16 protein-coding genes are annotated in these 20,252 nt (G+C 69.6%); 7 read left to right on the forward strand and 9 right to left on the reverse strand.

All coding sequences use genetic code 11. The annotated features are described in order from the left end of the window. Positions 1-91: 91 nt before the first annotated feature. Both ACFP2T_RS38205 and ACFP2T_RS38210 read left to right on the forward strand, forming a co-directional pair. A complete protein-coding gene (locus ACFP2T_RS38205; RefSeq protein ID WP_377430946.1) occupies positions 92-1,492 on the forward strand; it encodes a short-chain fatty acyl-CoA regulator family protein in 1,401 nt (466 codons plus the stop codon). Positions 1,493-1,584: 92 nt separating this feature from the next. Then, on the forward strand, positions 1,585-2,907 hold the full coding sequence (locus ACFP2T_RS38210; protein ID WP_377430948.1) for an FAD-dependent oxidoreductase: 1,323 nt from the start codon (positions 1,585-1,587) through the stop codon (positions 2,905-2,907). A gap of 96 nt (positions 2,908-3,003) precedes the next feature. Here ACFP2T_RS38210 and ACFP2T_RS38215 read toward each other — a convergent pair whose 3' ends face one another. Genes ACFP2T_RS38215 through ACFP2T_RS38230 form a run of 4 tightly spaced genes read right to left on the reverse strand, consistent with a single transcriptional unit; the run spans position 3,004 to position 6,746 of the window. Then, the gene (locus ACFP2T_RS38215; RefSeq protein WP_377430951.1) at positions 3,004-3,558 is read right to left on the reverse strand and encodes a GTP-binding protein; all 555 of its coding nucleotides are present in this window, start codon (positions 3,556-3,558) and stop codon (positions 3,004-3,006) included. A gap of 17 nt (positions 3,559-3,575) precedes the next feature. Further along, positions 3,576-3,938 carry a DUF742 domain-containing protein gene (locus ACFP2T_RS38220; RefSeq protein WP_377430953.1) on the reverse strand — a complete coding sequence of 121 codons (363 nt, stop codon included), beginning with the start codon at positions 3,936-3,938 and terminating at the stop codon, positions 3,576-3,578. After that, on the reverse strand, positions 3,931-4,365 hold the full coding sequence (locus ACFP2T_RS38225; protein WP_377430956.1) for a roadblock/LC7 domain-containing protein: 435 nt from the start codon (positions 4,363-4,365) through the stop codon (positions 3,931-3,933). The genes ACFP2T_RS38220 and ACFP2T_RS38225 overlap by 8 nt, the downstream gene beginning before the upstream one ends. After that, positions 4,362-6,746 (reverse strand): sensor histidine kinase, encoded by a 2,385-nt coding sequence (locus tag ACFP2T_RS38230; protein ID WP_377430959.1) that lies wholly within the window; start codon positions 6,744-6,746, stop codon positions 4,362-4,364. Before ACFP2T_RS38230 ends, ACFP2T_RS38225 begins: the two co-directional genes overlap by 4 nt. 486 nt (positions 6,747-7,232) lie before the next feature. Here ACFP2T_RS38230 and ACFP2T_RS38235 point away from each other — a divergent pair, with 486 nt between their 5' ends. Further along, the gene (locus ACFP2T_RS38235; protein ID WP_377430961.1) at positions 7,233-9,359 is read left to right on the forward strand and encodes an MMPL family transporter; all 2,127 of its coding nucleotides are present in this window, start codon (positions 7,233-7,235) and stop codon (positions 9,357-9,359) included. A 43-nt stretch (positions 9,360-9,402) separates the two neighbouring features. On the opposite strand, the gene ACFP2T_RS38240 is transcribed toward ACFP2T_RS38235, so the two are convergent. Beyond that, positions 9,403-9,948: a dihydrofolate reductase family protein gene (locus tag ACFP2T_RS38240; RefSeq protein WP_377430963.1), complete on the reverse strand. Its 546-nt coding sequence runs from the start codon at positions 9,946-9,948 to the stop codon at positions 9,403-9,405. Between the two features lie 216 nt (positions 9,949-10,164). Between ACFP2T_RS38240 and ACFP2T_RS38245 the strand changes: the two genes are divergently transcribed. From ACFP2T_RS38245 to ACFP2T_RS38255, 3 genes are all read left to right on the forward strand, one after another. After that, positions 10,165-11,742, forward strand: a complete 1,578-nt coding sequence (locus tag ACFP2T_RS38245; protein WP_377430966.1) for a phospholipase D family protein — start codon at positions 10,165-10,167, stop codon at positions 11,740-11,742. Positions 11,743-11,862: 120 nt separating this feature from the next. After that, complete coding sequence (locus tag ACFP2T_RS38250) at positions 11,863-12,627, forward strand: phytanoyl-CoA dioxygenase family protein (protein ID WP_377430969.1); 765 nt, start codon at positions 11,863-11,865, stop codon at positions 12,625-12,627. A 58-nt stretch (positions 12,628-12,685) separates the two neighbouring features. Then, entirely contained in the window at positions 12,686-13,033 is a 348-nt protein-coding gene (locus ACFP2T_RS38255) for a VOC family protein (RefSeq protein WP_377430972.1), read from the forward strand. Positions 13,034-13,085: 52 nt separating this feature from the next. On the opposite strand, the gene ACFP2T_RS38260 is transcribed toward ACFP2T_RS38255, so the two are convergent. After that, positions 13,086-16,238 carry an AfsR/SARP family transcriptional regulator gene (locus ACFP2T_RS38260; RefSeq protein WP_377430974.1) on the reverse strand — a complete coding sequence of 1,051 codons (3,153 nt, stop codon included), beginning with the start codon at positions 16,236-16,238 and terminating at the stop codon, positions 13,086-13,088. A gap of 124 nt (positions 16,239-16,362) precedes the next feature. On the opposite strand from ACFP2T_RS38260, the gene ACFP2T_RS38265 reads away from it, so the two are divergent. Beyond that, positions 16,363-16,758 (forward strand): hypothetical protein, encoded by a 396-nt coding sequence (locus ACFP2T_RS38265; RefSeq protein ID WP_377430976.1) that lies wholly within the window; start codon positions 16,363-16,365, stop codon positions 16,756-16,758. On the opposite strand, the gene ACFP2T_RS38270 is transcribed toward ACFP2T_RS38265, so the two are convergent. From ACFP2T_RS38270 to ACFP2T_RS38280, 3 genes are all read right to left on the reverse strand, one after another. Then, positions 16,759-17,646, reverse strand: a complete 888-nt coding sequence (locus ACFP2T_RS38270; RefSeq protein WP_377430978.1) for a carbohydrate ABC transporter permease — start codon at positions 17,644-17,646, stop codon at positions 16,759-16,761. It lies immediately after the preceding gene. Positions 17,647-17,658: 12 nt separating this feature from the next. Continuing rightward, positions 17,659-18,615, reverse strand: a complete 957-nt coding sequence (locus ACFP2T_RS38275) for a carbohydrate ABC transporter permease (protein ID WP_377430981.1) — start codon at positions 18,613-18,615, stop codon at positions 17,659-17,661. Positions 18,616-18,698: 83 nt separating this feature from the next. After that, a complete protein-coding gene (locus ACFP2T_RS38280) occupies positions 18,699-20,078 on the reverse strand; it encodes an ABC transporter substrate-binding protein (RefSeq protein ID WP_377430983.1) in 1,380 nt (459 codons plus the stop codon). Positions 20,079-20,252: the final 174 nt, after the last annotated feature.

The raw sequence follows: 20,252 nt of genomic DNA on the forward strand, positions 1-20,252 counted from the left end.
TTTTGTAAAGTCCGATCGCAGTTTTGCGAAGTTGCAAATGGTGTTCTTAACAAGTGTGTTAATGTGACGGGATCGGGCGGAGGGAGTCGCCATGGTCAAGACGTTCGCGGGCGCGCGACTACGCCGGTTGCGCGAGGAGCACGGCATCAGCCAGATCGAACTCGCCCGGCAGCTCGCCATCTCCCCCAGCTACCTGAACCAGATCGAGCACGACTCCCGGCCGCTGACCGTCGCCGTACTGATCCGGATCACCGAGGTGTTCGGCGTCGACACCGCGTACTTCGCCCCGCACGACACCCCCCGGCTGGTGTCGCAGCTCCGGGAGGCACTGCCCACCCGGGCGACCCTGCCCGACCTGGCGGAGCTCGCCACCCGGCTACCCGAGGTCGCGGAGGCGGTGATCGACCTCTACCGGCGCTACCGGCAGGCCAACGACCAGCTGGCCGAGGTGGTGGGCGACCGTGAACTGGTGGCCGGGCGGAGCCCGCACGACCAGGTGAGCGACTTCTTCTACCGCCGGCAGAACTACGTGCCCGACCTGGACGAGGCGGCCGAGACCCTGGCGGCCGAACTCGGGGTACGCCGTGGCGAGAGCCGACTGGCCCTGAACGACCGACTGGCCGACCGGCACGGCATCCGGATCGTCCGACAGGACACGGATTCGCTCGCCGGCGAACTGCACCGGTACCGGCCCGAGACTCGCACCCTGCACCTGTCGACGTCGCTGCGCGCCGGCCAGGAGGCGATCCGGATGGGTGCCCAGATAGCCCTGCTGGAATATGCCGACGTCATCGACGAAATCATCGAGGAGGAGAAGTTCGACGATCTCCAGACACAGATTCTCATGCGGGTCGGGTTGGCGAACTACTTCGCCGCCGCACTGATCCTGCCGTACCGGGAGTTTCTGACGGCCGCCGAAACGATGCGGTACGACATAGAACTGCTGACCAATCACTTCGCGATGGGCTGGGAGAGCATCTGCCACCGGCTGAGCACCCTGCAACGCCCCAAGACGCGCGGCGTACCGTTCTCGTTCGTCCGGGTGGACCGGGCCGGCAACATGTCCAAGCGCCAGTCGGCGACGGGCTTCCCGTTCTCCCGCTCGGGCGGGACCTGCCCACTGTGGAACGTGTACGAGGCGTTCAGCGCGCCGGGTCGGGTCATGACGCAGATCGCGGCGATGCCGGACGGACAGCGCTACCTGTGGATCGCCCGTACGGTCACCCGGCATCACGGCGGCTACGGCCAGCCCGGCAAGGTCTTCGCGATCGGGCTGGGCTGCGAGACCCGGCACGCCGGGCGGCTCGTCTACTCCACCGGGGTGGACCTGCACGCGACGGAGGCGGCCACCCCGATCGGGCCGGGCTGCAAGACCTGCACCCGGATGACCTGTCCACAGCGTGCCGCCGCACCGATCAGTCGTCGCCTCGACCTGGACGAGAATCGCAGCACGTTCATCCCGTACCCGTTGAAGGAGCAGCCCACCCGGTAGTGGTTCGCGGTGGAGCGGGGGTGCCTGCCACGCTCACCGGACCTCCCAGTCGATCTTTCGACCCGGCCCATCGTCTGGGATGATTGCCCACCATGGACTCCACAGGTAACGGGCACGCCGTCGTCGTCGGCGCGAGCATGGCCGGTCTACTGGCTGCACGGGCCTTGAGCGAGACGTACGAGCGGGTGACCGTCCTCGAACGGGACAGCCTGCCGACCGGGCCGGCGCCCCGGCGGGGGGTGCCACAGAGCCGGCAGCTCCACGTGCTACTCAGCCGGGGGGCCGAGGTCCTCGACGAACTCCTCCCCGGACTCACGGACGACCTCGTTGCCGATGGAGCCATCCGCCTCGATCCCCAGATCGACACCACGTACTACCTCGACGGCCGGGCCATCGCGCCGGCACCATCCGGTATGACGGTGCTCGGCGCGAGCCGACCACTGGTGGAGCACCACGTACGACAGCGCGTGGAGCGGCTGTCGAACGTCGCGATACGGCCTGGCGTCGATGCGGTGGGACTGTTGACCGGGCGGGGCGGCGCGGCGGTGACCGGGGTGCGGACCAACAGCAGCGATGCCCCGGAACTGGCCGCCGACCTGGTGGTGAATGCGGCGGGCCGTGGTGCCCGGGCGCTGACGTGGCTGCGCGACGTGGGGGTCACCGAACCGGACAGATCCCGGGTCGAGGTGGAGGTCGTGTACGTGACCCGGAACTACCGCTGGGAGCCCAACCACCTCGACGGACGGCACGGTCTGCTCATCGTCCCGATGCCGGGCACCCCCCGTGGCGGCGCCGCCGTCCACATGGAGGGCGACCGTTGGACGGTCGCTCTCTTCGGACTGATCGGCGACACCCCGCCGGTCGACGACGAGGGCATGCTGGCGTTCGCAGACTCGCTGCCGGTCAATGATCTGGCGAAACTGCTGCGGGAGGCGGAGCCGCTCGACGATCCGGTCCAGATGCGGTATCCGGCGAGCGAACGGTGGCACTTCGAGAAGCAACGCCGGCACCTGGACGGCTTCCTCGTGGTCGGAGACGCCCTGTGCAGCTTCAACCCGACCTATGGACAGGGTATGTCCGTCGCGGCGATGGAGGCGTTGATTCTCCGCGATCTGACCCGGGCGCGGACGGCCGCACTGCCGGCCCGGTTCTACAGCGCGGCGGCGAAGGCGATAGACGCCGCGTGGACCCTCTCGGTCGGCAGTGATCTGAGGTTTCCCGAGATCGACGGCCGCCGTACCGCACTCGACCGGACGCTGGCCAGCTACCTCGATCGGTATCGGCTGGCCGCTACCGTGGACCCGACGCTGGCCAGGACGTTCCTTCGGGTCGCGCAGATGTTGGCGCCCGCCAGCGCGATGGTCGCACCGGGACACCTGATCCGGGTATTCCGTGGGTCCCGCCGTGCTCGATGACCAGGGGACGGCGGTACCGGCCGACAGGTCACGGGTCAGCCGGTCGGTTACCGGCCGCTCGTGGCTGGCCAGGTAGCGGCCGCCGGACGCCTGCGCTCAGCTGCCGACCGGCAGGTAGGACATGGCGTGCCGGACGAGTTGGATCAGTGCCTGCTTGGTGGAGGCGCGATCCCTGGCGTCACACCACAGCAACGGCACGCTCGGCTGGAGTTCGAGCGCCGAGCGGATCTCCTCTTCCGTGTAGAGGCACTCCCCGAAGAACCGGTTGACAGCCGCGACGAAGGGAATCCTCCGCCGCTCGAAGTAGTCAATGGCGGGAAAGCTGGCACCCAACCTCCTGGTATCCACCAAGACGATCGCACCAATGGCACCCTGCGCCAACTCGTCCCACATGAACCAGAACCGGTCCTGTCCCGGCGTGCCGAACATGTAGAGCACGACATCGGGCGTGATGGTGATGCGCCCGAAGTCCAGGGCGACCGTCGTGCGTGTCTTGTCGTCCACCCCGGTGACGTCATCGACACCGACGCTGGCCTGGGTCAGGACCTCCTCCGTGGTCAACGGGGGGATCTCGCTGACCGACCCGACGAAGGTGGTCTTGCCAGCGCCGAACCCGCCGGCCACAACGACCTTGATTGACCTGCGATCCACGTAACAGTCCCTCTTGCTCAAAGTCGTTGAAGGCCGGCGAGCACCGTTTCCATAAGCCGAAGGTCGGCGACCTGTTGTTGCGCGGGGGAGCCGATCTTCAGAAAGCGCTGCTCCACCAGCACGTCCACCATCACCTTGACGATGGTGAGTGGCCGGCGCAGGTAGGCCCCGATTTCGGCAATGGACATCCAACTCGCACACTGGTTGACGATGTCCGCGTACTCCGGCTCCAACCGCGAGATGTCGGCCGGTAGAGCGATAACCTGGGTGGCCAGGTCCAGATTACTGTTGCGCGGCCGAGTCCGACCGTGAACAAGAACGTAGAGCGGAACGAGCCCGGGCTCGTCGCGCTCGTCGTCGCCGCTCCATCCGTCAGCCATGGCCTGTGCCTGGGCGGCTGACTGGTCGCAACGGAGCGGGTCGTGTCTTGGTGCCGAGATACTCGCCGATTCGATTCACCAGGCGGCTCATTTCGTAGGCGACCGTTCCCATGTCGACCGCCTGGTCGCAGAGGACGGCCAGCCGAGCGTTCTGCCCGGCGGCCGCGATGAACAAGGTCTGGTCGCCGTATTCCACAATGGCCTGTTGCACGGGTCCACTGTTGAACCGCCTGCCCATGCCCGCAGCGACACTGTACAACGAGGAGGCACCGGCAGCGAGGATCTCGGCCCGATCCTGGGGCATGGACGTCGATTTTTGAATGATCAATCCATCGGTCGACAGCACCAGGGCGTCGTCGACGTCGGGAACCTTCAGCAGGTCGTCCAACATCCAGGTCAGGTCGCCTTGAATGGTCGATTCGGTCACGCTTTCCCGCCTTGGTCGTCTGTGGTTGCCGGTTCGTGGATCCCCGTTGCCTGGCCGGCGGCCCACGCCTGCTGGTATTGCGTGAACCGGCTCCGAGCCTCCTCTGGCGACCGCGCGGGTCTCGCCGTCCTCTGGGTAGCGGCGGGGGGAGGGTCGTCGCGCAGTCCGGGCGCGAGGTGCCGTTGTGGCTGCCGGTGAGGTAGAGGCGGCCGAGTAGCGGCTTGCGGGCTTGGTGAGCCGCTCCCGACCGGGCTCGACGCGGAGGACGCGCGTTGCCGAGGAATTGCTCCGGGATCCGACTGATGGTTACCCATCCTGCCTCCCGCGACGTCGGGCCGCCGGACCTGCGCGGGGGCGGACTTGGATACCGTCTGGGCCGTACCGTTCGGTGATGCCGCGACCGAGGTGGCAGGGGGCGACGCGGCGGGACGTGGTTCGCGACGGGGCGCGGCGTCCGGCTTCGAGGCCGGAGCAGCTGCGGACGGCGCCTGGGGGCCGGCGTCCGGGCGCTCTGCGGCGCCGTTGCCGGCGATGACCCGCTGTGGCAGCAGCACGACTGCCATCAGTCCCCCGTACGCCGACGGGCGCAGGGTCACCTTGATGCCCAGCCGCTTGGCCAGCTCTGCCACCACGTGCAGACCGATCTGCGAGCCGTCCTTGATCGCGGTCACGTCCGGCGTGGGTGCGGTGGTGAGCAGGTCGTTGGCCCGCTCCAGGGCATCCGGCCGCATCCCGATCCCGGAGTCCTCGATCTCGATGACAACGCCCTTGGCGACCTCGTTGCTCGTGACCCAAACGGTGGTGCCGGGTGGGGAGAAGGCGAGTGCGTTGTCCAGGAGTTCGGACAGCAGGTGGATGGTACCGGCGACCGCCTGACCGACTATCGCGACATCGGGCGCACTGCGCTGGGTGACGCGCTGGTACTGCTGTGCCTCCGCGGACGCGGCCAGCATCACCCGGCCCACCGGTACCGGGTTCTGGAAGCGCCGGCCGATCTGGTTACCGGTCAGGATAAGGAGGTTCTCCAGGAACCGCCGGGACTGCGTCAACTGGTGGTTGATATCGAACAGCTTGCTCAGCAGGCCCTCGTCACCGACTAGGTTCTGGACCTCCTCGATGACCTTCAGGCCCCGTTGCAGCGGCCGTTGCGGACGACGCGCGACGCCCATCAGCATCGCGTTACTGGCGGTCCGGGTCTTCGCCTCCTCGATTGCCGCAGCCGCCGCAGCCTGCAACGACCTGTTGAGGACCTCGGCCAGATGGCCGATCTCGTCACTCCCGTAGTCCCCCAGCGGAAGCTCGGCCGCGGGATCCACCTTCTCGTGCCGGCGCAGCCGCTCCATCATGGCCGGCAGCCGCTGGTCCACCATGGCCGCCGCGTCCTCGCCCAGCCTGGCAAGCCGGACCGGCAACTCCCGCGACTGCCGAAATGCCCACAGGATCGCGGCGATCGCGATGGACAGCGCGACCAGGCTTGCGACCGACGCCATCAGCAGCTGGTTGTTACCGGTCCGCAGGGCCTCCGCCGAAACCTCGTCGGCCTGCGCGACGGTCACGTCGATCAGCCGGTCCGAGACCTGCCGGGTCAACGTCTCCCAGCGGGCCCTCGTCGCGGACAGGGTGGCGGGAACGCCGTTCCGCCACGCACCACCGGTGATGATCGCGTGCTCGGCGGCGACCAGCTCACGCCAGAGGTCGCTGGACGTGAGGTCCTTCAGACGCTCTCCTGGGCCCGGTCGCAGGTGTGGCGCGATGGTGGCCAGTCCGGCGTGGTACGAGCCCACCAGGCTCACGAACTCCAGGTAACTCTGCTGGTCGAGCGCCCGGGCGCCGAACGCGCCGTCGATCCTCGACGCCGCCCGGGACATCAGGTCGCTGGCCCGGAACGCATCGGTGGCCGTAATGCCGCCCTGGGTCGCCGTCACGTCGGGCACCACGCGGGCCTGGGTGTCGAAAAGGGTGGTTGCGGCATCGAGCAGGTCGTTGTAGAACGCGAACGTGCGTTGTCCGTCGATCGATCGGGAGTCGACCGTGCCTCGCACGCTCGGCAACTGATCCAGGTACGCTGACAGCGCCCGCCACCGCGTCACAATGGAGTCGGGCGCATTGCCAAGCGCCTCCGTCGCCACAGCACGCAACCTGGACAGTCGCTCGTCGGTCACCTTTCGCTGGTCGACCAGACCCTGCAAATCACCGGACCGCTGCGCAAGGTGGGAGATACTCAGCCGCCGCTCCTGCTGGATCGAGGTCAACGCGGCAACTGCCGGGATCGACACGCTCCGAACCGACTTGGCAACCGCGCTGGTGTAGAAACCTTGGAAGACCAGGTACCCGGATGCCACGAGCCACAGGACCACGATGACGATACTGGGGGCAAGCACCAGACGAATGACGTGCCGCCTAATCGACTTTTGCCGACCACGGCGTCGAGTCGACGCCGTTGCCTGACCACGGATCTCCGAATCAGGCTGTTGCCCACCCGCACGGTCGGCATGTGAATGCGCCAACGTCCATCCCCAATCAAGGGCTCAATAGGGACCAGCAGGGCGAACGTTACGACCAATGCTGATGCGGGCGCAACCCTACCCAACCACAACGAGAACCCTGTCGTTGCCGCCTCCCAGGACCACTTCAGAGCGGCAGTCAGTAGGAGACAGCCCCTGAGCTGCATGCGTGCCGAAGAGGAGCCGAAGCGACGCAGGGGAGTCACGTAGTCGGCCTTACTCCCCGGCCGCGCAGAGCCCGGCCAACGACGACTGACGGCCGACGGCCCCTCGAACGGGATGGGCTATTTATCCTACTTGCTGGCAATTCACCGTTTAGGTTGATCACAGAAGGAGACTCGCCTGTCGCAGGAGGTTCCGCTGGTGTTCGCCGCTGTGGGACGGTTCGTGGTCCACCATCCGATCTGGGTGATCGTGGCCTGGGTGATCGCCGCGGCAGCTGTGATCGGTCTCGCGCCCACGCTGACCGCCACCACCGACGAGGCGTCCTTCCTGCCCTCGCACTACGAGTCGATCCGGGCGGCGGAACTACAGCGGAAGGCGTTCCCACAGGCGGCGACGCCGGCAGCGATCATCGTGTTCGAGCGGAAGGACGACGCGCCGCTGACCGACGCCGACGCGGCGAAGGTCGCGGCGATCGCGCAGGCACTCGGCGGACAGCGGATCCCGGACGTCCTCGCCCTCGTCCCGACGCCACCGTCGCCGAACCGGTCGATTCAGATCATCGCGGTGCAGCTGACCCCGCAGCGCAGCGCCGCGGACCAGGCGCAGGCCGACGCGGTGCAGCGGTTGCGGGACGCGCTGCCCGCCCAACTCGACGGGTCCGACCTCAAGGCTGGCATCACGGGTACGGCCGCGCAGGCCCTCGACGCCCAGAATTCCGGAGAACGGGCAAATCTGATCATCGGGGTCGCCACGATCGGCCTCATCCTGGTCCTGCTGTTGATCATCTTCCGGAGCCCGATCATCGCGATCCTGCCGGTGGTCATCATCGGCCTGGTGTCGCAGATCGCGACCGGCCTGATCGCCTGGGCCAACGACGCGTTCGACCTGAAGACAGACAGCTCGGTGAGCGCGATGCTCATCGTCGTGCTGTTCGGGGTCGGCACCGACTACATCCTCTTCCTGATGTTCCGCTACCGCGAACGGTTGCGGCTGGGCGAGGACCCGAAGACGGCCATGGTCAGCGCGGTCGCCCGGGCCGGCGAGGCGATCGCGTCCGCCGCCGGTGCGGTCATCATCGCCTTCCTGGCACTGGCCCTGTCGACGCTCGGCCTGTTCCGGTCCCTCGGGCCCGCGCTGGCGATCGCGGTCGCCACCACCCTGCTCGCCGGCCTCACCCTCATCCCGGCGGTGGTGTCGCTGCTCGGCACCAAGGTGTTCTGGCCGTCGAAGGCGTGGCGGCACGAGCCACGCGGCGCGCGGTTCGCCGCGATCGGCCGCTCGCTGGGCCGACGGCCGGCGGTGTACGCCGCGGTGTCCGGCGGAGCGCTGGTCGCACTCGCGGTGTTCGCGTTCGGCTTCCACCCCAACTTCGACCTGAGCAGTGGATCGACCGCGACCGAGTCGGAGTCCAACGTCTGGAGCAGAGAACTCCTCAAGGGCCTGCCGGCCGGCGCGACCGAGCCGTCCAACGTGTTCCTGCGGTCCGACACCGGCGGCCCGCTGCCGTCCGGCCAGCTCGACGCGTACCGGGGTGAGCTGACCCGGGTGCCCGGCGTCGGGCAGGTCGGCGCACCGACCCTCTCACCGGACCGGACCGTCGCGAACTTCCAGGTGACCCTCGCGGACACGCCGCAGTCCGCCGCGGCACTGCGGACCGTCGACGGCCCACTGCGTCGTACCGCGCACGCGGCGGCACCCGACGGGACGACCGCGTTAGTCGGCGGCATCACCGCGGTGTTCGTCGACATCCAGGCGGCGGTCGACCGCGACTACGCGGTCGTGTTCCCGGTCGCCGCCGTTCTCATCATGATCATATTGGGGTTGCTGCTGCGCAGCGTCGTCGCGCCCTGGTACCTGATGCTCTCGGTCGGCCTCGGCTTCGCGGCAACCCTGGGCGCCACCGTGCTGATCTTCCAGATCGGGCTCGGCGAGCCCGGCCTGATCTTCATCCTCCCGGTGATCATGTACCTGTTCGTCGTCGCGCTCGGCACCGACTACAACATTCTGATGGTCGCCCGGCTGCGGGAGGAGGCACGGGAGGGCCGGAGCCCCCGGGACGCCGCCAGCATGGCGATCCGGCACGCCGGACCGACGGTCGCCGCCGCCGGCCTCATCCTCGCGGGTACGTTCGCCTCACTCATGCTCGCCGGCAACAGCACCCTGACCCAGATGGGCTTCGCCATCTCCTGCGGCATCGCCATCGTCGCCTTCGTGATGTCGCTGTTCCTCACCCCGGCCATCACCGCCCTGCTCGGCCACGCCGCCTGGTGGCCGGGTCACGAGGACACCGGCGCCAAGCCGACCGAGTCAGCCGAGCACCCGTAGCCGGATGCCCGTCATCTGCCCAGCACCCGCAGCCAGATGCCCGTCATCTGCCCAGCACCCGCAGCCAGATGTTCGTCGCGTCCGGTGCGGAGGTCAGACTGAGGCGTTCGAGCTGCACGGTGCTCCCACCGGGATGGTCGAAAAGGCGGACGCCGTCGCCGAGCAGGACCGGGGCGAAGGATACGAAGATCTCGTCGAGGATCCCCGCCTCCAGGCACTGCCGGGCGATGTCGGCGCCGAGGACGTTCACGTACCGCTCCCCCGCGGCAGCCTTGGCGGCGGCGACAGCGGTGTCCAGGTCGCCGACGAAGGTGACGTCCGGAACCTGGATCTCCGGGGCGTGGTGGGTGAGCACGAACTGCGGCCCGCTCCACGCCCCACCGAACGCCTGCCCCTCCTCCGGCCTGCCCTTGTACGGATCGTCGCCGCCGAAGGTACGGCGACCGACGAGCAGCGCTCCGATCCTGGGGACCAGCTCGTCCACCGCCGGGTTGGGCCCGACGTGCTCGGCCAACCAGGACATGTCACCACCGGGGCCGGCGATGAAGCCGTCCAGCGACATGCTGGCCGAGTAGAGCAGCTTGGCCATGAGGTCCCTCCGTCGAGTTCAGGTCCCGGCTTGTTCCGTGCAGACGGCGGCCCGCTCACTCGGTGAAGCCGGCGGACCACCGGGCGTACGGGCCCGGCATCCGGTGGCAGCGCACCCGCAGCAGGCTACCTCCGGTCGGCACCTACCCGGCGGATCGGGATGCGGCGGGCCGGGCACCGTCCTACGGTGGGGACATCAGCTACCGAGAGGGGTCCCGTGCAACCGCAGGACTGGTTCCTCACTGCGGCGGAGCGCGGCAATCCCGACTCTTCGCTGCCCGTCTGGTGCGACGACAACCTCGTCGAGCCACTGATCCATGGGGCGACGTACTTCGACCGGCTGGTCTCGGAGGTGCGGGAGCTGCGCGAGGGCGACCACGCGTTCTTCACCGACTGGCGCGGCGACCCGGACGAACGGCTCCGCGACGCGGGGCCGACCATCGCCGAACTGCTGGCCGACGCCGCCCGGCGCGGAGTCGTCGTCAAGGGGCTGATCTGGCGCTCACATCTGGACAAGCTGGCGTACAGCGAGGAGGAGAACCGGCACCTCGGCGACGCGGTCGAGGCGGCCGGCGGTGAGGTGCTGCTCGACCAGCGCGTCCGGCGGGGCGGCTCACACCACCAGAAGCTGGTCGTACTCCGGCATCCCGGCCGGCCGGAGCGGGACATCGCGTTCGCCGGCGGCATCGACCTGTGCCACAGCCGACGCGACGACGGCGACCACCGGGGCGACCCGCAGGCGGTGGCGATGGCCCGGGCGTACGGCGACAATCCGCCGTGGCACGACGTGCAGCTGGCGCTGCGGGGTCCGGTCGTCGGCGCACTGGACCTCAGCTTCCGGGAGCGCTGGACCGATCCGGCGCCGCTGGACCAGCACGGGCCGATCAGCACGGTCCGGGATCGGCTGCGCGGCGCCGACCTGCACGCCGACCGCCTGCCGCCGCAGCCGCCCGATCCGCCGCCGTGCGGGCCGCACCGGGTCCAGGTGCTGCGGACCTATCCGGCGATGCGCCCGGCGTACGGCTTCGCGAAGCGCGGCGAGCAGACCGTCGCCCGGGGCTACACGAAGGCGATCCAGCGGGCTCGACGGCTCATCTACCTGGAGGACCAGTATCTCTGGTCCAAAGAGGTGGCGAAGCTGTTCGCCGATGCGCTCCGGGACAACCCCGGCCTGCACCTGGTCGCCGTCGTGCCCCGGCATCCCGACGTCGACGGCCGACTCGCCCTGCCGCCCAACCAGGTCGGCCGCGAGCAGGCGATCGCGCTGTGCCGTGCGGCGGCCGCCGACCGGGTGCACGTCTTCGACGTGGAGAACCATGCCGGTACGCCGGTCTACGTTCACGCCAAGGTCTGTGTGGTTGACGACGTCTGGTGCAGCGTCGGCAGCGACAACTTCAACCGCCGGTCGTGGACCCACGACAGCGAGCTCTCCTGCGCGGTGCTGGACGACACCCGCGACGAGCGTGCACCGCACGACCCGGCCGGGCTCGGCGACGGGGCCCGACGGTTCCCGCGCGACCTGCGGCTCGCGCTCTGGCGTGAGCACCTCGACCGGTCCGACGACCAGGATCTGCTGGACCCCGATTCGGCGGTACGCGCCATCAGCGCCGCCGCCGACGCGTTGCGCGACTGGCACCGGGGCGGACGCGTCGGGCCCCGCCCGCCGGGTCGGCTCCTTCCGCACGAGACCGAGCGGCTGCCGTGGCACCAGCGGCTCTGGGCAGTCCCGGCCTACCGGCTCGTCTACGACCCCGACGGCCGCGCCTGGCGGGAGCGCCGCGCCGGCACCTGGTAGGCACCGTTGCGACCGGCACCGGCACCGCCGTCCCCGCCCCGTGACCCGTGACCCGTGACCCCCGTGCCTGTCGGGGAAAACCCGGGTGCGCGGCGGTGGCGCCGGACCCACACTTGATGGATGGACGTCGACGCCTTCGTACGCGACGGCTTCGTGGCGGTACGCGGCGCCTTCGACCCGGAGACCGCGGCCGGATGCCGGAGCCTGATCTGGGCCGCGCTGGCCGAGCACGGGATGTCCGAGGCCGACCGGAGCAGTTGGGTCCGCCCCTCCGTCCGTGTCGACTGCCCCGACGGCACCCCGTTCAGGGCGGCCGGGGCGTCCCCGGCGCTCGTCGACGCGTACGACGCGCTCATCGGTCGGGGACGCTGGACCCGGCGCCCGGATGTGGGCGGCAGCGTCCCGGTGCGGTTTCCGTCCGAGGAGTACCCCGGCGACGTCGGATACCACATCGAGGGCAACTGGTGGGGTGGCGACGAGTACTGGACCAACGTGCGTTCCCGGGGCCGGGGGCTCCTGGCGCTGTTCCTCTTCTCCGACGTCGGCCCCGACGACGCGCCGACCCGGCTCGTGGTGGGCTCCCACCTCTACGCGGCCCGGGTCCTCGCCCCGGCCGGCGAGACCGGCATGGGCGGTGGTGCCGTCGCCGAGCGACTGCGACCGTCGGTGTTCTGCCGTCGCGCGGCGGAGGCCACCGGCCGGGCCGGCGACGTCTACCTGTGCCATCCCTTCGTCGTGCACACCGCGACCTGGCCGCACCGGGGTACGACGCCCCGGATGATGGCCCAGCCCGGGGTGGAGGTCCCGGACGGGTTCACCCTCGACGGCACCGACCCCTCGCCGGTGGCCCGGGCGATCGTGACCGGGCTGGGTGCGGCCGACTGACCGTGGGAGGGCGGACGCGCCACCGGCAGGACGTAGCGGGATGCCCGATACTGGCTCCATGGTGCGGATCGGAACCCTGGTCCTCCACGTCGCCGACGTTCACCGGGCCGCGCGGTTCTGGACCGGCGCGTTGGGATACGTCCTGCGCGACGGTCCGATCGGCGACGAGTCCCCGGTCCTCGTCCCGGCGGACGGCAACGGGCCGACCATCACCCTGGACGAGACCGACTCGACGCACCTCGATCTGCACGTCGCGGACGAGGCCGAGCAGCGGGCCGAGGTCGAGAGGCTGATCTCGCTCGGCGCCCGGCGCGTTCCCTGGCGCTATCCCGACGACGCGAACTTCGTCGTGCTCGCCGACCCGGACGGCAATCTGTGCTGTGTGGTGAACACCGGCGCGGGGTGAACCCGTCCGGAGTGCGCGGCGTAGCGGCGGCTGAGCCGGTACGGCCGGCGGCTCACGCCTGAAGGTCGAGTGTGGCCAGTTGGTCCTGGCACTCGGCCGCCTCGGGCACTCCGAGCGTCACGTACAGGGCATTCGCGGAACTCCAGTGTGTCGCCGCACGCTCGCGGTCACCGGTCCTCCGGTACGCCCGTGCCAGCCCCGCGTGCGCGCGGGCCTGCTCGTACGGGTCCCCGATCTCGGTGGCGAGGGTCAGCGCGGTGGAGTGCTCCGTCCGGGCCCGTGCCGGCTCGCCGAGGCGGTACAACGACTCGCCGAGACTGTTGGTCGACGACGCCTCGCCCGCCCGTTCCCCGACCCGGCGGAGCAGGGTGAGCGCCTGCTCGATGGCGGTCAGCGCGGAGGCGTGGTCGCCCTGCCGGAGCCGGACCCGGCCCAGGCCGTCCAGGGCGTGCGCCTCCCCCGCCCGGTCCCCCACCGCCTCGAACAGCGCGAGCGCCCGCTGGTACCGGCTGGCGGCCCTCGGCAGACGCCCGACGCGCATGTGCAGGTCACCGAGGCTCGACAACGCGTACGCCTCCCCGGTCGCGTCCCCGATCCGCTGGCACAGGATCGCGGAGCTCCGCAGGTGGACCGTCGCCTCCCGATAGCCGCCCTGCCGCAGCAGCACATGACCGAGGTTGCCCGCCGCCCGCGCCTCGCCGGCACGGTCACCGACCCGACGGCACAGCAGCAGGGCGTCCCGCAGTGCCACGGCCGCTTCCGCGTACCGGCCCTGCCGCTGGTGGACGTGGCCGAGGTTGCCCAGCGCCCGGGCCTCGCCCGCGCTGTCGCCGTGCTCGCGGCAGAGCACGACCGCCCGTCGCAGCCGCTCGATCGCCGGGGCGTACCGGCCCTGCTGCGCGCACATCACGGCAAGACCGGTCAACAGGTGTGCCTCGTTGATCCGGTCCCCGGTGTCCCGCGCCGCGCCCAGGGCGTGCTCGTGCATCCGCTCGGCCTCGGCGAAATAGCCGCCGCTCTCCAGGTACCGCAGCATCGTCAGGGTCATCCGGATGGCGTGCGAGGACCGGCCGCGTTCGGCCGCCCGGACCGCGGTGGCGACCAGGGTCGCCCGTTCGGCGTCCAGCCACTCCCGCGCCGCCTGCGGATCCGCGATCGGTGCCGGGGACACCGACGGCGTACCGACCCGCGGACGGCGGTGCCGCTCCGCCGGGTACAACATGTCCATGGCCGCCGCCGCCGCGAAGAGTTCGTAGTCGAACAGGCGGTCCAGGGCGGCGTCGGCCTCCGCCACCGACTCGTCGGCCGCGCAGCGTTCGGCCGCGTACGCGCGGAGAAGGTCGTGGAAGGTGTACCGCTGATCTCCCTCGGGCTGCACGAGATGCGCCCGGGCGAGCGTGTCGAGCAGCTGTCGGGCCTGCTCGGGCTCCGTGCCGAAGAAGGCCGCCGCGGCGTACCGGTCGATGTCCGGCCCCGGGTGCAGGCCCAGCATCCGGAAGGCCCGCGCGGCGGCCGGAGCCAGTTGCTGGTACGACCAGGACAGCACCGCCCGGACGCCGGTCCGTGGATCGCCACCGGCGTCGAGCAGATGGAGCCGCCCCTGCTCGTCGGCCAGTTCACGGACCAGTACGGCCAACGGCGCGGTCGGCCGGGTGAGGATGAGCTCGGCGGCGACCCGCAGGGCCAGCGGCAACCGCGCGCAGCGGCCGGCGAGCGCGGCGGCTGCCTCGGATTCCCGGGCGACCCGCTCGCCGAGGGTTCGCCAGAGCAGTTCGACGGAGTCCGCGGTGGAGAGCAGGTCGAGTCCGATCCGGTCCGCGCCGTCCCGCGCCACCAGGCCGGCGAGGGTGTCCCGGCTGGTGACCAGTACCGCGCAGGAGGCGCTACCCGGAAGCAGTGGGCGCACCTGATCCACCGATGCCGCGTTGTCCAGGACGATCAGCATCCGTCGGCCGTCCAGCTGGCTGCGGTACCGCGCGGCGCACTCGTCGAGGTCGAACGGGACCTCGGTGCCGGGCACGCCCAGGGCACGGACGAAGCCGGCCAGTGCCTCCCGTGCGGGCATCGGCTGGTCGATGTCGTAGCCACGGAGGTTCACGTAGAGCTGCCCGTCGGGAAACCGGTGTCGGGCACGGTGGCCCCAGCGCAGTGCGAGGGCGGTCTTGCCGACCCCTGCGGTACCGGACAGCACGACCGTCGGTACCGCCGAGGCTTCCGCTCGGCCCTCCTCCGGTGGCCGTAGCAGCAGCCGGTCCAGCATGGACGTCTCGGCCGAGCGTCCGATGAAGCCGGACACGTCCGCCGGGAGCTGAGCGGGGCCGGCCGGCCGGACCGGATCCCCCTGCGGCCGCCCGGCCGGCCGGGCCGGAGCCGCCGGACCCTGGTCCGGGGTACGCAGCGCGGCGCGGTAGGCGGCGGCCAGCTCGGGGCCGGGCTCGACCCCCAGTTCCTCGATGAGCCGCTGGCGGACCTCCCGGAAGGCGGAGACGGCCCGATCACGGCGTCCCATGGCGTGGTAGGCCCGGATCAGCAGGCCCTGAGCCGTTTCGTCGAGCGGGCTGTGCGCGGCAGCCTCCTCCAGCGCCGGCAGCACGTCCGCCGCCCTGCCGGTGGCGATCATGACCTCTCCGTACCGGCTCACCGCCGCCCGCCGTTCCTCGATCAACGCGACGACCTTCGGATGCCGGGCGAGCAGCGGAGCATCGACGAGCGGCGCACCACGCCAGAGCGCCAACGCCCGCTGCAACAGCCGCGCCGAGCTGGACGGGTCGCCCCGACGCTGCGCCTCGGCCGCCGCGCCGGCAAGTTCGCGGAACCGGAGCAGATCGAGGTTCTGCGCCGGTACGGCCATCGCGTACCCGTCGCCGACCCGGGGCAGGACAACGCTCCGGGTGTGGGTCTGGCGATTGGGTTCGAGCAGACGACGCAGATTCTTGACGTGGGTCTGGATGATGTTCGTCGCGGTCGGTGGCGGCCGGTCGTCGTCCCAGAGCGCGTCGATGATCTCCGCCCGGGTCATCGGTCGGCCCGCCGCGAGGGCCAGCAGTCCGAGAACGGTGCGCTGGCCGGGCGAGGAGAAGTCGATGTGGTGTTGTCCACGCCAGGCCCGTACCGACCCGAGAATCTCCACCCGTACGGCGTCGCTGCCGTCACCGCCCCCGGCATCGGAAGGCGTGCCGGAGAAGTCCCCACGAGCCACGGTCATGCCGTCTCCCCCATGCCTAACAGCGTGGCCCGCGGCGGATATCGAGGCAAGGGGGTCGATTCGGCGGTCGACTTCCCGGCTGTCAGCCCTTCCCTCGCGATCGCCGATCGCACATCCTGGAATCATGAGCGAGGTACTGCCGATGCCGAGCTTCGGTGACCTGTTCACCGACACGCGCGGCGGCGACCGGACGATGCGGGTCAGCTATCACGACGAGCGTGGCACCGTCGTGGTGTCCCTGTGGCTCGGACCGGTGTGCCGGGGATCCTTCCGGCTGGCCGTCGGTGACGTGCGCAGGCTCGCCACGACACTCAACGAGATCATGTTGTCCGTCGACTCGGTCGCCACTGCCGGGCCGTCGTCCGATGGACCCGCTCCGGACGCGGAGGTGTCGGACCCGGAGACGGCAGGCGTCGGCGCGGAGAAGTCGGCGGTGCCGTCGATCGACCGGCCCGACGAGGTCACCGGTGCCGTCGACAGCACCCGGCTGACGTCCCTACCGAGACTCCGGGTCGCCTGACTATCCCTTGAGGCTGCCCGTGGTCAGGCCGGACATGATGTTCCGCTGGAAGAGCAGGAAGATGATGACGGTCGGGATGGCGGCGATGACCGAGGCGGCGATCACGACGTTCATCGGCGTACCGCCGGCGAAGGCGTAGATGCCGACGCTGACCGTTCGGGTCTCGGGCGACGGCATCACCAGCTTCGGCCAGAGGAAGTCCTTCCAGACCGCCGTCACGGCGAAGATCGAGACGACGCCGAGGATGGGGCGCGACATCGGCAGGATGATCGACCAGAGCGTACGCAGCGGCGTCGCGCCGTCCATCACGGCCGCCGCCATCAGGTCCTCCGGGATCGAGTCGAAGAACCGCTTCAGCAGGAAGATGTTGAACGCGTTCGCGACCAGGGGCAGCCAGATCGCGAACGGCGAGTCGAGCAGGTTGATGTGCAGGATCGGCAGGTCGATCACGGTCACGTACTGCGGGACGATGAGCACCATCGCCGGGATCATCAGCGTCGCCAGCATCAGGCCGAGGATCGCGTTGCCGAAGATCGGGCGGAGCTTCGACAGGGAGTACGCCGCGGCGGTGTCGAGGACGAGCTGGAACACCAGCGCGCCGGCCGCGTAGTAGAACGTGTTGAAGAGCAGCTTGGCGAGGTCCAGGTTGTGCCACGCGTCGACGTAGTTCTGCGGCTGGGGATCCATCGGGAACAGCGACGGCGGCGTCTGCGCGATCTCCTGGCCCGACTTGAGCGCGCCGGTGACCATCCAGTAGAGCGGCCCGAGGAAGACCAGCGTGAACACCACGACGACGACGGCGAGCAGCGTCCAGTAGAGGATCCTGCCGCGTCCGCGTCGGAGCTGGGCGTGGGAGATGAGCGTCCGGGTCCCGGAGTCCTGTGCCATTGGTGGCCCGTCCTAGTCCTGTTTCGCAGTCAGCCGCACGTAGACGGCGGAGAAGCCGGCCAGCACCACGAGCATGATCACCCCGAGGGCCGCAGCGCCGTTGAGGTCGTTCTGGAAGAACCCGTGCTGGTAGATGAGGTACGCCACCGAGGTCGCGGAGTCCTCCGCGCCCGCACCGTTGGCGAGGATCAGCGGCTCGATGAAGAGCTGCATCGTGGCGACGATCTGGAGCATCGCCAGGAGCGCGAGGATCAGCCGGGTCTGTGGGATCGTCACGTTGACGATCCGCCGCCAGATCCCGGCACCGTCGAGCTCGGCCGCTTCGTAGAGTTCGCCGGGGATGTTCTGCAGTGCCGCCAGGTAGATGAGCACCGCGCTGCCCATGTTCATCCAGGTCGACGCGATCACCATCGCCGGCATCGTCATCTCGGGGGACTGCATCCACTCCGAGGTCGGCAGGTGCAGCGCCTTGAGGATCGCGTTGAAGAGCCCCGCCTCGCTGGGGTCGTACGCGTAGTACTTGAAGAGGAAGAGCGCCGAGGCCGGCGGCAGCATCACCGGCAGGTAGACCAGGATCCGCAGGTACCCCTTGGCGTGGCGGAACTCGTTGAGCAGGATCGCCACGAAGAACGGCACCGCGTACCCGAGGACGAGCGCGAGAACCGTGAAGTAGAGCGTGTTCTTCCAGGCGGTGAGGAAGCTGGGATCGTCGATGATGCGGGAGTAGTTGTCCCAGCCGACCCAGGTGGTCTCGCCGCGCCGGGTGCGCTGGAAGCTCATCACGATGCCGCGGATCATCGGGTACCAGGAGAAGACGGCGAAGCAGACCACCGCCCCGATCAGGAACGTGTGCCCGGTGAGGTTGTCCCGTACCTTGCGGCCGAGGCTCGTACGCCTCTGGCCTGCCGGGCGCGTCGGCGCGGGGCGACCAGGCTCTCTGGTCGTACCCGGGACGGTGGTGATCGCCAAGGCAACTCCTGCGGAAGTCGGTGACGTCGACGGTGTGGCGCGGGTGTGTGGGGGCCGGCGTGCCGGCCCCCACCCGCTTCGGATCAGCTCTCGGCGGCCAGTAGCTGGTTGACCTTGCCTTCGGCCGTCTTGAGCAGCGCGTCGATGTTCGAGTTCGGGTTCGTCAGCACCCCGGACATCGCGGCGTCGAGCACTGCGTAGATCGCCTGCGCGTTGCGGGGCTCACCCTTGATCGGGACCGGGGTCGCCTCGAAGAGCGCGAAGTTCGCGGTGTCGACGTTCGCGTTCGCCTTGCGCAGTTCGAGTTCCTGCTTCTGCGCCTCGCTACCGTTGGCGAAGAGCAGCGGCTGGGGCAGGCCCACCGGGTAGTTCTGCGGCTTGGCCCGGACGTAGTCGAACTGGCCCTTGCCCGGCGTCAGCTTCTGGTACGCGATCCACTTCATGCCGGCCTTGATCTGCTCCGGGGTGAGGCCCTTCTTGAAGAAGTAGCCCTCGCCACCACCGAGCGTCCCCTTGGCCGGGCCGTCCTGGCCGGGCAGCGGGGCCATCGCCCAGTCCTGGAACTTGCCCTGGAACTGGCTGACGATCGCCTGGGTGGCGTCCGGGGCGCCGATGAACATGCCGACCTTGCCCGCGCCGGCGTTGGTCAGCAGGTCGCCCCACTGGAGCAGCTGGCGGGCGCCCATGCTGTTGTCGCCGTACCGCATGTCCTTGAGGTTCTGGAGGACCTGCTTGCCCATCGCGTTGTTGAAGTCGGCCTTCTTGCCGTCCGGGGTCAGCACCTGGCCGCCCTGCGAGTAGAGCAGCGAGGTGAAGTGCCAACCGCCGGTGTTGCCGGCGCTGTACTCCGAGTAGCCGGCGATGCCGTTGCCGAGCGCGGAGATCTTCTTGGCCGCGTCCCGGACCTCGGTCCAGGTCTTGGGCGGGTTGTTGACGTCGAGGCCCGCCTGCTGGAACAGGACCTTGTTGTAGACCAGGCCCATCGAGTAGTTCTTCACCGGTACGGCGTAGAGCTTGCCGCCGTCGCTGAAGACCCCCTTGAGCGCCGGGTCGACGCTGTCCCAGGTCGGGATGTTGTCCTTGTTGGCGAACTCGGTGATGTCGACCGCCTGACCGGAGTCGAGCACCTGCTGGAGATCGGTCATGTACCCGTAGAACACGTCGGTCACGGTGCCGCCGGCCAGGCGAGCGGTGAAGTCCGGCGGGTTGTTGCACTGCTCGCCGACGCTCACGCTCTTGACGACGATGTCGGGGTTCTGCTTCTGGAACTCCACGACATCGTCGTTCCAGTTCTGCAACAGCTCCTTCTGCGAGCCGACCGGCTGGCAGTCGACCGTGATGGTGACCTTGCCGCCTGCGGTCGAGTCGCCGTCGTCGCTCTTTGTGGAGCAGGCCGTGAGGCTGAGCCCCAGGCCGGCCACGAGCGCCAACGCCGCGGCCTTCCGGTACTGCGGTACGGACATCTGTCCATCCCTTCGGGAACGGGAGTCTCCATGACCTGTGCTGATGCGCGGGATCGTCACCGCGGCCATGCCCTGCTACTGATCTCTATCCGCCATGTGTGACCTGGCCCTGGAGCTGCCTGACGTCGGGTTGTGAGTGGAGTCACTGTAGCGAGACGAACTCATTTCAGCAAG

It is taken from the genome of Plantactinospora solaniradicis (genome assembly GCF_042658085.1).
In the GTDB taxonomy this organism is placed as follows: domain Bacteria; phylum Actinomycetota; class Actinomycetes; order Mycobacteriales; family Micromonosporaceae; genus Plantactinospora; species Plantactinospora solaniradicis.